The organism is Streptomyces sp. SN-593 (assembly GCF_016756395.1).
Taxonomy (GTDB): Bacteria; Actinomycetota; Actinomycetes; order Streptomycetales; family Streptomycetaceae; genus Actinacidiphila; species Actinacidiphila reveromycinica.
In genome coordinates this window covers 4378357-4391764 of the sequence record NZ_AP018365.1, presented here as the reverse complement: position 1 = coordinate 4391764, position 13408 = coordinate 4378357, and the positions used below count along the sequence as shown (strand labels likewise).

The 13408-nt window shown below is 74.0% G+C and carries 13 protein-coding genes; 10 read left to right on the top strand and 3 right to left on the bottom strand.

From position 1 onward, the window contains the following. The first annotated feature begins 95 nt into the window (after positions 1-95). A complete protein-coding gene (locus tag RVR_RS18415) occupies positions 96-1922 on the top strand; it encodes an acyl-CoA dehydrogenase (RefSeq protein WP_202234890.1) in 1827 nt (608 codons plus the stop codon). A 121-nt stretch (positions 1923-2043) separates the two neighbouring features. Further along, positions 2044-3348 (top strand): M18 family aminopeptidase, encoded by a 1305-nt coding sequence (locus RVR_RS18410; RefSeq protein WP_202234889.1) that lies wholly within the window; start codon positions 2044-2046, stop codon positions 3346-3348. A gap of 68 nt (positions 3349-3416) precedes the next feature. Here RVR_RS18410 and RVR_RS18405 read toward each other — a convergent pair whose 3' ends face one another. After that, positions 3417-4454 carry a medium chain dehydrogenase/reductase family protein gene (locus RVR_RS18405; protein ID WP_202234888.1) on the bottom strand — a complete coding sequence of 346 codons (1038 nt, stop codon included), beginning with the start codon at positions 4452-4454 and terminating at the stop codon, positions 3417-3419. A gap of 110 nt (positions 4455-4564) precedes the next feature. Between RVR_RS18405 and RVR_RS18400 the strand changes: the two genes are divergently transcribed. The 3 genes from RVR_RS18400 to RVR_RS18390 all read left to right on the top strand — a co-directional run bounded on the left by RVR_RS18400 (position 4565) and on the right by RVR_RS18390 (position 6012). Then, positions 4565-5221 (top strand): TetR/AcrR family transcriptional regulator, encoded by a 657-nt coding sequence (locus tag RVR_RS18400; RefSeq protein ID WP_202234887.1) that lies wholly within the window; start codon positions 4565-4567, stop codon positions 5219-5221. A gap of 272 nt (positions 5222-5493) precedes the next feature. Further along, positions 5494-5667, top strand: a complete 174-nt coding sequence (locus RVR_RS18395; protein ID WP_202234886.1) for a hypothetical protein — start codon at positions 5494-5496, stop codon at positions 5665-5667. A gap of 105 nt (positions 5668-5772) precedes the next feature. Continuing rightward, complete coding sequence (locus RVR_RS18390; RefSeq protein ID WP_202234885.1) at positions 5773-6012, top strand: DUF6458 family protein; 240 nt, start codon at positions 5773-5775, stop codon at positions 6010-6012. Positions 6013-6090: 78 nt separating this feature from the next. Here RVR_RS18390 and RVR_RS18385 read toward each other — a convergent pair whose 3' ends face one another. After that, a complete protein-coding gene (locus tag RVR_RS18385) occupies positions 6091-7935 on the bottom strand; it encodes an NHL domain-containing thioredoxin family protein (RefSeq protein WP_202234884.1) in 1845 nt (614 codons plus the stop codon). A gap of 63 nt (positions 7936-7998) precedes the next feature. Here RVR_RS18385 and RVR_RS18380 point away from each other — a divergent pair, with 63 nt between their 5' ends. Further along, positions 7999-8493 (top strand): LURP-one-related/scramblase family protein, encoded by a 495-nt coding sequence (locus RVR_RS18380; protein ID WP_202234883.1) that lies wholly within the window; start codon positions 7999-8001, stop codon positions 8491-8493. A 55-nt stretch (positions 8494-8548) separates the two neighbouring features. Here RVR_RS18380 and RVR_RS18375 read toward each other — a convergent pair whose 3' ends face one another. Further along, complete coding sequence (locus RVR_RS18375; protein WP_202234882.1) at positions 8549-9358, bottom strand: carbon-nitrogen family hydrolase; 810 nt, start codon at positions 9356-9358, stop codon at positions 8549-8551. 135 nt (positions 9359-9493) lie between these two features. On the opposite strand from RVR_RS18375, the gene RVR_RS18370 reads away from it, so the two are divergent. The 4 genes from RVR_RS18370 to RVR_RS18355 all read left to right on the top strand — a co-directional run bounded on the left by RVR_RS18370 (position 9494) and on the right by RVR_RS18355 (position 13390). Further along, a complete protein-coding gene (locus tag RVR_RS18370; RefSeq protein ID WP_202234881.1) occupies positions 9494-10321 on the top strand; it encodes a maleylpyruvate isomerase family mycothiol-dependent enzyme in 828 nt (275 codons plus the stop codon). A 431-nt stretch (positions 10322-10752) separates the two neighbouring features. After that, complete coding sequence (locus tag RVR_RS18365; protein ID WP_237404828.1) at positions 10753-12600, top strand: sensor histidine kinase; 1848 nt, start codon at positions 10753-10755, stop codon at positions 12598-12600. Then, a complete protein-coding gene (locus RVR_RS18360; RefSeq protein WP_202234879.1) occupies positions 12597-13028 on the top strand; it encodes a roadblock/LC7 domain-containing protein in 432 nt (143 codons plus the stop codon). The genes RVR_RS18365 and RVR_RS18360 overlap by 4 nt, the downstream gene beginning before the upstream one ends. After that, positions 13025-13390 (top strand): DUF742 domain-containing protein, encoded by a 366-nt coding sequence (locus RVR_RS18355; protein WP_202234878.1) that lies wholly within the window; start codon positions 13025-13027, stop codon positions 13388-13390. The genes RVR_RS18360 and RVR_RS18355 overlap by 4 nt, the downstream gene beginning before the upstream one ends. The last annotated feature ends 18 nt before the right edge of the window (positions 13391-13408 follow it).

The window sequence follows — 13408 nt, the reverse complement described above, 5'->3', positions numbered from 1 at the left end:
CGTCACATCGGCCCGTGAGGGGTTGCGTCTTATTACCGACGGGTAGCATGATTTCGGTGAAGCCTTCTTCTTGACTGCGATACGGAGCCTTGGTCATGGGCCACTACAAGTCGAACCTCCGCGACATCGAGTTCAACCTCTTCGAGGTCCTGGGCCGCGACCAGGTCTACGGCACCGGTCCGTTCGCGGAGGTGGACGTCGACACCGCGAAGGACATCCTGGGCGAGCTCGCCCGCCTCGCGGAGCACGACCTCGCCGACTCGTTCACCGACACCGACCGCAACCCCCCGGTCTTCGACCCGAAGACCAGCACCGCGCCACTGCCCGACTCGTTCAAGAAGAGCTACGCGGCCTTCATGGACGCGGAGTACTGGCGGCTCGGCCTGCCCGAGGAGATCGGCGGCACCACCGCCCCGCGCTCCCTGATCTGGTCGCTCGCGGAGCTGGTGCTCGGCTCCAACCCGGCCGTGTGGATGTACTCCTGCGGCCCCGCCTTCGCCCGCATCCTCTTCGAGGAGGGCACCGAGGAGCAGCAGAAGATCGCGGCCGTCGCGGTCGAGAAGCAGTGGGGCGCCACGATGGTCCTCACCGAGCCCGACGCGGGGTCCGACGTGGGCGCCGGCCGCAGCAAGGCCGTCCGGCAGGAGGACGGTAGCTGGCACATCGAGGGCGTCAAGCGCTTCATCACCTCGGGCGAGCACGACCTGTCCGACAACATCCTGCACTACGTCCTGGCCCGCCCCGAGGGCGCCGGCCCCGGCACCAAGGGCCTGTCGCTCTTCGTCGTGCCGAAGTACGAGTTCGACCCCGCCACCGGCGAACTCGGCGAGCGCAACGGCGTGTACGCCACGAACGTCGAGCACAAGATGGGTCTGAAGGCGTCCAACACCTGCGAGCTGACCTTTGGCGACAAGCACCCCGCCAAGGGCTGGCTGATCGGCGACCGGCACGACGGCATCCGGCAGATGTTCCGGATCATCGAGTTCGCCCGCATGATGGTCGGCACCAAGGCGATCGCCACCCTGTCCACCGGCTACCTCAACGCGCTGGAGTACGCGAAGGAGCGGGTGCAGGGTCCGGACCTGGCCAAGTTCACCGACAAGTCCGCGCCCAAGGTCACCATCACCCACCACCCCGACGTACGCCGCTCGCTGATGACGCAGAAGGCGTACGCGGAGGGCATGCGCGCCCTGGTGCTGTACACCGCGACCGTCCAGGACGCGATCCAGGCCGCCGAGGCCCGCGGCGAGGACGCCAAGCAGTTGCACGGCCTCAACGACCTGCTGCTGCCGATCGTCAAGGGATACGGCTCCGAGCGGTCCTACGAGCAGCTCGCCCAGTCCCTCCAGACCTTCGGCGGCTCCGGGTACCTCCAGGAGTACCCGATCGAGCAGTACATCCGGGACGCCAAGATCGACACCCTCTACGAGGGCACCACCGCGATCCAGGGCCAGGACTTCTTCTTCCGGAAGATCGTCCGCGACCAGGGCCAGTCGCTCACCGCGCTCAGCGAGGAGATCAAGAAGTTCCTCGCCGAGGCGCCGGGCGGCGAGGAGCTGGCCGCCGCGCGCGACCAGCTCGCCAGGTCCGCGGCCGACCTGGAGGCGATCGTCGGCGCCATGCTCACCGACCTCGCGGCCACCGAGCAGGACGTCCGCTCGATCTACAAGGTCGGGCTCAACTCCACCCGGCTGCTGCTCGCCTCCGGCGACGTCGTCACCGGCTACCTGCTGCTGCGCGGCGCCGCGGTGGCCGCGGAGAAGCTGCCCGCGGCGAGCGGCAGGGACACGGCGTTCTACTCCGGCAAGGTCGCGGCGGCGAAGTTCTTCGCGGCCACCGTCCTGCCGGAGGTCGCCACCGCGCGGGCCCTGGCCGAGGCGGTCACGCTGGACGTCATGGACCTGCCGGAAGAGGCGTTCTGACCTCCTCCCGGCCCCGCGTGCCGTCGCCCCCTCCGGGGCGGCGGCACGCCGCCGTGCGGGCGCCCCGCGCGGCGGACACCACCGTTCTCGGCCGGGAACCGGCCGAAACTAAGCTGCTGCCATGACCTCTCAGCAGCGTCCCGCGTTCGACCGCGGGCACACCGAGGACCTGGCCGCGTTCGTACGGTCCGCGCCCACCCCGTACCACGCGGCAGCGTCCGTGGCCGAGCGGCTGGACGCGGCGGGCTTCCGCCGGGTCGACGAGAACGAGCGGTGGACGCAGGCCGCGGGCGGCGCCGGCGGGCGGTACGTGGTGCGCGGCGGCGCCGTCATCGCCTGGTACGTCCCCGAGGGCGCCGCGCCGCACACCCCGTTCCGGGTGGTCGGCGCGCACACCGACTCGCCGAACCTGCGGGTCAAGCCGCAGCCCGACCTCGACGCGCAGGGCTGGCGCCAGGTCGCCGTCGAGATCTACGGCGGCCCGCTGCTCAACAGCTGGCTCGACCGCGACCTCGGCATCGCCGGGCGGCTCTCGCTGCGCGACGGCTCCACCCGCCTGGTGAACGTGGACCGGCCGCTGCTGCGGGTCCCCCAGCTCGCCATCCACCTCGACCGCTCCGCGAACGACTCGCTGTCCCTGGACCGGCAGCGCCACCTCCAGCCCGTGTGGGGCCTGGGCGAGGCGACCGAGGGCGACCTGGTCGCGTTCGTCGCCCACGAGGCCGGCGTGGAGGAGGCCGAGGTCACCGGGTGGGACCTGATGGCCCACGACGTCCAGCCGCCGTCCTTCCTCGGCCGCGACCGAGAGCTGTTCGCCTCCCCCCGGCTGGACAACCTGCTGTCCGTGCACGCCGGCCTGGCCGCGCTGCTCGCGGCCGCGGACGCGCCCGGCCCGGCGTACGTGCCGGTGCTGGCCGCCTTCGACCACGAGGAGAGCGGCAGCCAGTCCGACACCGGCGCCGGCGGTCCGCTGCTGGGCCGGGTCTTCGAGCGGTCGGTGCTGGCGCGGGGCGGTGACCAGGAGGACGTGCTGCGCGCGCTGGCCGCGACGGTCTGCGCGTCCTCCGACGTCGGGCACGCGGTGCACCCCAACTACGCCGAGCGGCACGACCCGAGCCACCACCCGCGGGCCAACGGCGGGCCCATCCTCAAGACCAACGTCAACCAGCGCTACGCCACCGACGGGGTGGGCCGGGCGGTCTTCGCCGCCGCGTGCGAGCGGGCCGGGGTGCCGATGCAGCACTTCGTCTCCAACAACACGATCCCGTGCGGCACCACGATCGGCCCGATCACCGCCGCGCGGTACGGCATCACCACCGTGGACATCGGCGTGCCGCTGCTGTCCATGCACTCCGCGCGCGAACTCGCCGGCGCCGACGACCCCCACCTGCTGGCCTCGGCGCTGGCGGCGTTCCTGGCGGGCTGAGCCTCCGGGGGGCCGAAGGTCCCTCGGGGCGGGGGCCCTTCAGGAGCCGAGCGCCCGGGCGGGCCCCGTCACGGGACGAGGATGACCTTGCCCGCGACCGTACGGGACTCCGCCAGCTCCAGCGCCGCGGACGCCTCGGCGAGCGGGATCCGCGCGGCGATCTGCGGGGTCAGCACGCCCTCCGCCAGCAGGCGCAGCACCTGCGTGAGGTCCTGGGCGAGCCGCTGCCGGAAGGCGGCCTTGCGGCGGCGGCCGGCCCAGAAGTTGTAGAAGTGGGCGCCCCGGCCGTTGGGCAGCGCGTTCCACGCCGCGAGCTGCGCGAAGAGCTTCAGCACGGGGAGCTGCGAGCTGCCCTCCTCGTCCTTGGTGGCCGCGGTGCCGTAGGAGACCAGGGTGCCGCCCTTGCGCAGCAGCTCCCACGACCGCGCCAGGCCGGGGCCGCCGACGTGGTCGAAGACGGCGTCCACGCCGTCGGGCGCGAGTGCGCGGATGCGCGCGTACATCTCCGGGTCGCGGTAGTCGACCGGGGTCGCGCCCAGCTCGCGCACGGCGGCGTGGTGGCGCGGGGAGGCGGTGCCGATCACGCTGATCCCGGCGTGCCGGGCGAGCTGCACCAGCGTGGAGCCGACCCCTCCGTTGGCGCCCAGGACCACGATCGTCCCGCCGGTGCGGACCCCGGCCGTGCGGTGCAGCATCTGCCAGGCGGTGATCCCGTTGACGACGACCGTCTCCGCGGCGGCGGCGTCCACGCCGTCCGGGACGGGCACCAGGTCGGCGGCCTCGACCAGCCGGTGGCTGGCCCAGCTACCGACCTTGGTGACCGCGGCGAACCGGCGCCCGACCAGGGCCGGGTCCACCCCGCTCCCGACGGCGGCGACCGTGCCGACCACGTCGTAGCCGGGCACGAAGGGGAACGGCGGCTGGTCGTAGTACTTCCCGCGGCGCATCTGCTGCTCCGCGAAGGAGACGCCGGTCGCGTCCATCCGCAGGACGACCTCGCCCGCGGTCGGCGCCGGCAGGTCGCGGGTCGTGACCTGGAGCCCGCTCGGCTCGACCGCGCCGGGCAGGACGACCTCCGTGGCGCGGATGGTGGCGGTGCTGGTCATGACGTGCTCCCTCAGGCTCGACCCGCTTGCTTACGGGTGTAAAGCTACACACGTAATCAGACGCTCGCAAGACACCCGGCGGGATGAACTTCACGGTGTAAGGTCACAGGGTGAAAGAGACCAGCGCGGCCGCGTCCGCCGCATCGAGGCCGACCCGCGCGCGCAACCGCCGGGGCGAGGGGGGCCGGCTGCGCGACGACATCGTCGGCGCCGCGACGGAACTGCTCGACGAGACGGGCGACGAGCGCGCCATCACGCTGCGGTCGGTCGCCCGCCGGGTCGGGATCGCCGCCCCCTCGATCTACCCGCACTTCCCCGACCAGCCGGCCATCATGCTGGCCGTCGTCCAGGGGGAGTTCGCCGCGCTGTCCGACGCGCTGCGCGCCTGCGCGGAAGCGGCCGGCGACGCCCCCCGCGACCGGCTGACCGCGATCTGCGAGGGGTACCTGCGCTACGCCCGCGAGCACCCCGGGCGCTACCGCACCATGTTCGGCGGCCTGTGGATGCCGACCCTGGGCGACAGCTCCGTGACCGAGGCGGACCTGGCCGGCCTCGGCACCGACACCCTGCACCTGCTCATCGGCGCCCTCGGCGACTGCGTCGCGGCCGGCCAGTCCACCAGCACCGACCCGGAAGGCGACGCGATCGCGCTCTGGCTGGGCCTGCACGGGCTGGCGCACCAGCGTGCCGTCACCCGCGTGCACCCCTGGCCGGCGGACACCGGTGACCGGATGATCGCCGCGCTCGCCCACCTGACCGCCGGCTGACGCCTGCCGCGGCTCGATCCGGCGCGGGCCGGGAGCCGGCGGGTGACAGCCGGCTACGGGCCACAGGCGGCGGACGCTGGCGGCGGACGGCAGTCGGGAAGGTGGCGGTCGGGCAGGCGGCGGACGGCAGTCGGATAGGCGGCGGCGCAGGCTGTCGAGTGGCTGGGATGCTGCTGTCACCCGGCTGTGAAACTCCGCCGGGAGGATGGCCGTTCGCGCCGCGCCCGGTGCGCGCGTGCCACCGTCGGAGACGTCCAGGAGGATGCCGCCCCATGTCGAACCCCAGCAGCAGCCGGAGCCGTGCCAGCAGCAGCCGCGGCCGCGCGGCCCTGGTCGCCGCCGCCGTCGTGGCGGTGTGCGCGGTCGGGCTGACCGCGTGCCACCCCTCCTCCGGGAGCAGCCACACCACCCACCGCTCGCGCACGCACAGCCGCAGCCACCGCTGACGCCTCCGAGCGGCCGCTGATTGCCCGGCGGGGACCCGGGTAGGCGACAGCCGTCACCACTCCACCGTCACTACAAACCGTCAACTCGACTGGGAGGCGGGCATCGTGGGCATCGGAGGCTGCATAGTCCTCATCGCCGTCGGCGCGATCGTCACGTTCGCGACCGACTGGCACATGAAGGGCGTCAACGTCGACCTGGTCGGCCTGATCATGATGGCCGTGGGCATCATCGGACTGGCCGCCTACGTCAGCATCTTCAAGCGCCGGCGCATCCCTCCGACGGCGGACGGCGACGTGCCGCCGGTCGTGGAGGAGCGCTACTACCCCTCGGAGCGGCGCTACTGATCCACCGTCACGACGCACCGCCACCGATACACCGTCGCTGACGCGCCCTGCCCTCTGACGGCCGCCGGCGCGCCGCCGTCAGAGGGCCGCCTCCGCCGGGCCGTCGTCCATGCCGGCCAGCACCAGGACCAGCCTGGCGTCGCCGGAGGCGGTCAGCCGGACCGGGACACCCCAGTCCTGCTGGTGGACGTGGCAGGCCGGGTACGGGTTCTCCGCGTCGTCGTCGCAGGACGCCGCCATCGCCGAGATGTGCAGCACCCCCTCCGGCACCGCCGGGTCCAGCTCCAGGTCGCGAAACAGGTCCGTCCCCTTGCCGGTGCCCGCCTTCAACAGCTCCGGCGGGGTCGCCTCGACCAGCAGCCGGGTGGCCGGGCCGTAGCGCTCGTCGAGCTTCTGGCCGGGCGGCGCGCTGAAGACCACGTCCAGCCGCAGCGGGCCCGGCGACACGTCGGTCGCGGCGCGCTGCGTGCGGTGCGCGGCCCCCTCCACCCGGGCCGCCTCCTCCGGCAGCCTGATCCGGGTCAGCCGGTGCGCGGCCGACTCCACCACCACCACGTCGCCCTCGACCACGGCCGCGTCCGACGGCTCGCGCAGGTCGGTCGCCAGCGTCGTCACCTCGCCGCTGACCGGGTCGTACCGGCGCAGCGCGTTGTTGTACGTGTCGCTCACCGCGACCGAGTGGTCCGGCAGCGCGGTGACGCCCAGCGGGTGCTGGAGCAGCGCCTGCCCGGCCGGGCCGTCCCGGTGCCCGAAGTCGAAGAGCCCGGTGCCGACCGCGGTGCGGATGACGTACCCGTCGCCGTCGGCCGCCCGCTCCGCCCAGCGCAGCGCGGAGGTCTCGGAGTCGGCGATCCACAGCTTGCCGTCGTCCGCCGACAACCCCGACGGCTGGGCGAACCAGGCGTCGCCCGCGTGCCCGTCGACCAGTCCCTCGTTGGTGGTGCCGGCCGCGACCTCCACCCGGTCGGTGGCCGGGTCGTACGTCCACAGCTGGTGCACGCCGGCCATCGCGATCCACACCCGGTCGTCGAACCAGGCGACGTCCCACGGCGAGGAGAGGTCCACCTCCAGGGCCGGCCCCGAGGTGCGCGAGCCCTGCCACCACTGGCGGCCGGTGCCCGCGACCGTGGTGACCCGGCCGGTGTCCGGGTCGAGCCGGCGCAGCGCGTGGTTCACGGTGTCGGCGACCACGATGGTGCCGTCCGGCAGCAGCGCCAGGCCCTGCGGCTCGCTGAACCTGGCCGTCCCCGGGTCGCCGTCGGCCAGCCCGCGCTCGCCGGTGCCGATCCGGCGCACCACCGTCTCGCCGTCGGCCGCCAGCTCCACCAGCGCGTGCCGGGTGGAGTCCGACACCAGGTAGTGGCCGCTGCCGGGCAGCGCGAGCACCTTCCCGGGGAAGCGCAGGTCCGTCGAGACCGGCTCCGGCGGCACGTACGGGCCGTCGCCGCGGCGCAGCGTGCCCTTGGCGGCGTGCTCCTGCTCCAGCCGGTTCACCAGCTTCTCCAGCGCGTGCGCGTGCCCCTCCCCGGCGTGCTGCGCGACCACGTAGCCCTCGGGGTCGATCACGACCAGGGTCGGCCAGGCGCGGACCGCGTACTGCCGCCAGGTGGCCAGCTCCGGGTCGTCGAGCACCGGGTGGTGCACGCCGTACCGCTCCACCGCGTCGGCCACCGCGCGGTGCTCGGCCTCGTGCACGAACTTCGGCGAGTGCACGCCCACGATCACCACGGTGTCGCGGTGGCGCTCCTCCAGCTCGCGCAGCTCGTCCAGGACGTGCAGGCAGTTGACACAGCAGAACGTCCAGAAGTCGAGGATCACGATCGATCCGCGCAGGTCGGCGAGGGTGGGTCGGCGGTCACCTGTGTTCAGCCAGCCGCCCTTGCCAACCAGCTCGGGCGCCCGGACGCGTGCACGTGCAGTCATATGCCCATCAAACCGCATCGCGGCACCGAACACATTTCCACCGGGGCGGGGTACACATGCCGCATGAAATACGTGGTGCGGGAGAAGATGTTCGCGATCGGCGACGACTACTGGGTGGAGGACGAGCACGGGCGGCGCGCCTTCTACGTCGACGGGAAGGTGCTGCGGATCAGGGACACCCTGGAGATCCAGGACGCCGACGGCAACGAGGTGGCGGTCATCCACCAGAAGCTGCTCAGCCTGCGCGACGCGATGACCATCGAGCGCGGCGGCGAGACGCTGGTCACCGTCAGGAAGAAGCGGCTCGCCCTGGTGCGCGAGGTCTTCCGCGCGGAGCTGGCCTCCGGCGAGGAGCTGGAGATCCGCGGCGACCTCATCGACAAGGAGTACGACATCGAGTACGACGGGGACCGGCTCGCCCGCATCTCCCGCCGCTGGTTCTCGCTGCGCGACGCCTACGCCATCGACGTCGAGCGGGACGACGCCGACGCCGGCATGCTGCTGGCGATCGCGGTGTGCGTGGACCACATCATCGCCAAGGAGCACGACTCCCGCTGAGGTCTCCCGCCGGGCCGACACGGTATGCGGCTCCTGCCGCGAACGGACGGTCCGGCTACGGGCGGGAGGGGCCCTTCGGGCGGTCGAGGCCGAGGACACGGTCGCGCAGGACGGGGAAGTCCGCGCGGGTGGAGGCCACCGACGACGGGGCGAGGTCGGCCGTGAGGACCTGCTCGTCCGGGCCGGCCTCGCACAGGACCTCGCCCCAGGGGTCCACGATCATGCTGTGGCCGGCCTGCGCCACCCCCGCGTGCGTCCCGGCGGTGCCGCACGCGAGGACGTACGCCTGGGACTCCACCGCCCGGGCCTGGACCAGCACCCGCCAGTGGGCGAGCCGCCGGGCCGGCCATCCGGCCGGCAGGACGAGGAGTTCGGCGCCCGCGTCCACGAGCAGCCGGAAGAGCTCGGGGAAGCGCAGGTCGTAGCAGGTCGCCAGGCCGATCGCCGCCTCCGGGTGACGTACGGTGACGACCTCCTCGCCCGCCGCCATCACCACCGCCTCGCCGCGGTCGAACCCGAACCGGTGGATCTTGCGGTAGGCGGCGCGCAGCCCGCCGTCCGGGCCGAAGACGAGCGAGGTGTTGTAGAGCGGCCCCTCCGGGTCGCGCTCGACGATCGAGCCCGCGTGCAGCCAGACCCCGGCGTCGCGCGCGGCCGCGGACATCGCCTCGGCGGTGGGACCGTCCTCCAGCCGCTCCGCCTCCACCGGGAACCGGTCGGCGGCGAAGGCGCCGACGGGCCACAGTTCGGGCAGCACGACCAGATCGGCACCGGCCTGCTCCCGGACCAGCGCCGCCACCCGGAGCCGGCGCGCGGCCGGCTCCTCGGCCGGGTCCACGTCGATCTGGAGAAGCGTTGCGCGCATCCGTACACCGCCCCTACGTTGGGTCGTCGAAGTCGGGCCTACCATCATCACTCGAAAGCACTGCGTGGGCGCCCGCGCGAAGACTAACTTAGGCGCCAAACCGCCACGACCGCGCACCGACCGTCGAGGGGTCCCGTGACCGTCCACCGCAAGATCCAGCCGTACATCGACGCCTGGACCCACTCCATAGAGTCCATCAACGAACTGGTCTCGACGCTCCCGGAAGGCGAGTGGAACCGGCCCACCGAGTGCCCCTACTGGTCCGTGCGCGACGTGGTCTCGCACGTCATCGGCTTCGAGTGCGAGATCCTCGGCGACCCGCGGCCGATCCACAGCCTGCCCAGCGACCTGCGGCACATCACCAGCGACCGCGCCCGCTACACCGAGGTCCCGGTCGACATCCGCCGCCACCACACCGCGCCCGAGATGACCTCCGAACTGGAGTACACCATCATCCGGCGCTCCCGTCAGCTCCGGAACGAGTCGCGCGAGCCCGACGCCGACGTGCGCGCGATCGGCGGCGGCGAGACCACCCTCGAAGAACTCCTCTGGTCACGGGTGTTCGACGTGTGGGTGCACGAACAGGACCTGCGCCGGGCCCTGGACAAGCCCGGCAACCTCGCGTCGGCGGCGGCGGTGCTGTCCCGCGAGTTCGTGCTGCGGGCGCTGCCGAAGGTGGTCGCGCACGACGCGGGCGCCAAGCCGGGCTCGGCGGTCGTCTTCGACGTGCACGGACCGCTGGAGTTCATGCGCACCGTGCGGGTCAGCCCCGAGGGGCGCGGCACCATCGACTCGGCGGTCTCGCTCGGCCCCGCGGTCACCTTCGTGGCCGACTGGGAGACCTTCCTGCGGTTGCTCACCGGCCGGGTCAAGGCGGCGGCGGTGCCCGAGGGCCGGCTGAAGATCGAGGGCGACGAGGAGTTGGCCCAGGCGATCCTGGCGAACCTCGCGGTCACCGAGTAGCGGCGGCGGACCCCCGACGCGAGGGTGCCGCACCCGGTGAAACCGGGTGACGCCGACCCGGGAACTCCCCGCTCCGCCCGCGGGCCCCATGTGCCGCGCCGCGGGGTGAGTTGGCCAACTCCCCCTGAACAGGGGCGAATCGGTGGCCGAAAGTGAATTCTTGCACGCGCGGTGATGATCCAGTAACGGTCCGGCGACCAATACCTCAGGTTTCGGGCGTTGAAGGCGGGTTCGGCGAGTAGGGTGAGGCGAACTCATCCTGTTGCCGCCCGTAACGTCAGCGTGACCCGGCACGGCGGTCGGCTTCCGGTCCGGCCATGGGGTATCGCCTGATGTCAACTCAAGGCTCACCGTTACCGATTCAGCCGCCGCGACGCTCCGGCGGCGGTCTCCGCGCAGCCGGACGCGCCACGCCGCTCCCGCTGGCCGCCGTGGTCGCCGCCGGCGTGGCCGGCGGCTGGGCGGTGCGCCGCGCGGACGCGCACGACCGCCCCCTGCTGGCCGCGGCCGCCGCCCTGGCCGCCCTGCTGCTCGGCACCGCGGTCGCGCTGGCCGCATCCCGCCGCCGCGCCGTGCGCCGGCTGCGCGCCGAGGCCGCGCGACTGCGGGACGACACCGCCCGGAGCCTCGCGCTGCACGCGGAGGCCACCCGGCAGGCCGCCGCCGAACTGGACGCGGTCCGGCGGTCGGTGCGCGAGTCGGAGGCGCGGCGGCGGGCCTGGTCCGAGACCGAGGCGTCCCTGCGCGCCGCGCTGCGCGCCGAGACCGCGCGGGCCACCGCGCTGGCGGACGAGGCCGTGCGGCTGGCCGAGGTGACGCTGCCGCTCGCGGTGGAGCGGATGCGCGAGGGCGGCTCCACCGGCACCGTGCTGGCCGCGCTGCCGCGGCCCGCGGAGGAGGTGCACCAGCGGCTGCTGGAGGTGACCGTCCGCGAGTTGGGCGCCAGCGAGCGCGCCCGGGCCGCCGGGATGGCCGCCTGTGCCAGCGCGGCCGCCCGCGTGCAGGCGCTCACCACGACCATGCTGGCCGACCTGCGCGAGATGGAGCAGCGGCACGACGAGAGCGTGCTGGACGACCTGCTGCGACTGGACCACTGCGCGGCCCAGACCGGACGTCTCGCGGACAGCGTCGCGGTGCTCAGCGGGTCGCGCTCCGGGCGCCGTTGGACCCGGCCGATCGCCATGGAGAGCGTGCTGCGCGGCGCGATGGGCCGCATCCACGCCTACCGCCGGGTGCGGCTGCACACCACGACCGGCGCGGCCGTCGCCGGACACGCCGCCGAGGGCGTGATGCACGTGCTGGCCGAACTCATGGACAACGCCTGCAACTTCTCGCCGCCCTCCGAGGAAGTCCACGTCTACGTCCAGGAGTCGCACTCGGGCGTCGTCGTGACCGTCGAGGACGCCGGGCTCGCGTTGCCGGCCGGGGACCTCGCCCGGATCGAGGGCCTGGTCTCGGGCGACCCGGCCGAAGCGGCCAACGACCTGCTGCCCGGGCTGTCCGGCACCCGGATCGGCCTCACCGTCGTCGGGCGGCTCGCCCGCAAGCACGGCCTGCGGGTCTCCTTCCGGCCGTCCTCGCGCGGCGGCACCGGCGTGGTGGTGCTGATCCCCTCCCGGATCGTCACGCGCGCCGCGGAGGCGTACGGGCCGGGGCCCGCCGGCGCGGCGGGTCCCGACGCCGTGGGCGGGCCGCAGGTCGAGCAGTACCCCGGCGGGCACCGCGCACCCGGGTCCTACGGGGTGCCGGCGGTCGGCGGGCGGTACGGCGCCGGACCGGACGCGGCGGCCGGGGAGTCCGACCGGTCCGGCGGCACCCGGGGCGCCGGGGTCCGCGCCGTGCCGGGTGCGCCCGGCACCGGTGCGGGGTACGACACGGGCGCGGGATACGACGCGGGCGCGGGGCACGACGCCGACGCGCGGTACGACACGGGCGCGGGGTACGACGGCTTCCCGGAGGCCGGGCGCCCGGAGGACATCGGGCACACCGGGCCGGCCGAGCGCGGCGGGGCCGCGGGCCCGAGGGGCGGCGGCCGGCCCCGTACCGCCCCCGCGTCGGACGGCGGCGCGGGCGGGACCGCCCCGGTGCCGCTGCCGCGGCGCACCCGGGGCCGGGGCATGCCGGAGGCCGCGCCCGGGTACGACTCCTCCCGGCCCGCGGCGGACCGGGCGCCCGGTTCGGGCGCGGACGCGGGCGACCGGTTCGGCGCCTTCCGGGATGCCGCGACCGGGCGGGACCGGGGGACCGCCGACAGCGAAGGGGAGGGTGACCAGGGATGACGAACGGGACCGGTGGCGCCGGGGGCGGGGTCGCCTTACTGCTCGAACGGTTCGTGGCACTGACGCCCGGGGCGCGGCACGCGCTGCTGCTGTCGGCCGACGGCCTGAAGCTGCACTGGTCGCCCGAGCTGTCCGTGGACCGCGCCGACCAGCTCGCCGCGATCGCCTCCGGCATCCAGAGCCTGGTGCACGGCGCTTCCGTCGAGTTCGGCGACGGCAGCGGCGGCGTCCGGCAGTCGATGACCGACTTCCACGGCGGTGCCCTGTACATCGTCGAGGCCGGCGCGGGGGCCCATCTGGCCGTCGTGGGCGAGGAGTCGGCGGACGCCCGGGCGATCGGCCGCGGCATGAACGACATCGTCGAGGCGGCCCGCGGCCCGCTCGGCACCGTGCCCGCGGCGGGCATACGCGGGAAGCTCCCGGCATGAGGGGCGGGCCGATACGCGGGCCGGTCGACAGCGGCGCCCCGGACCGGCTCTACACCCTCACCGGCGGGCGGAGCAGCGCCGCCACCCAGGGCTTCGACCTCGCCACGGTCATCACCGCCCGCGGCGAACCGCTGCCCGGGATGCCCTCGGAGCACGTCCGCATCCTGCGCCTGTGCCGCCGCCCCGTCGCCGTGCTCGAACTCGCGTCCCGTCTGGCCCTGCCGGTCGGCGTGGTCCGCGTGCTGCTCGCCGACCTCCTCACCGGCCAGCACATCACCGCGCACGCGCCCACCACCGCGGCGGAGCTGCTGCCTCCCTCCGACATGCTGAGGAAGGTCCTCCGTGCGCTGCACAACCTCTGACTCACGGAAGACAACGGG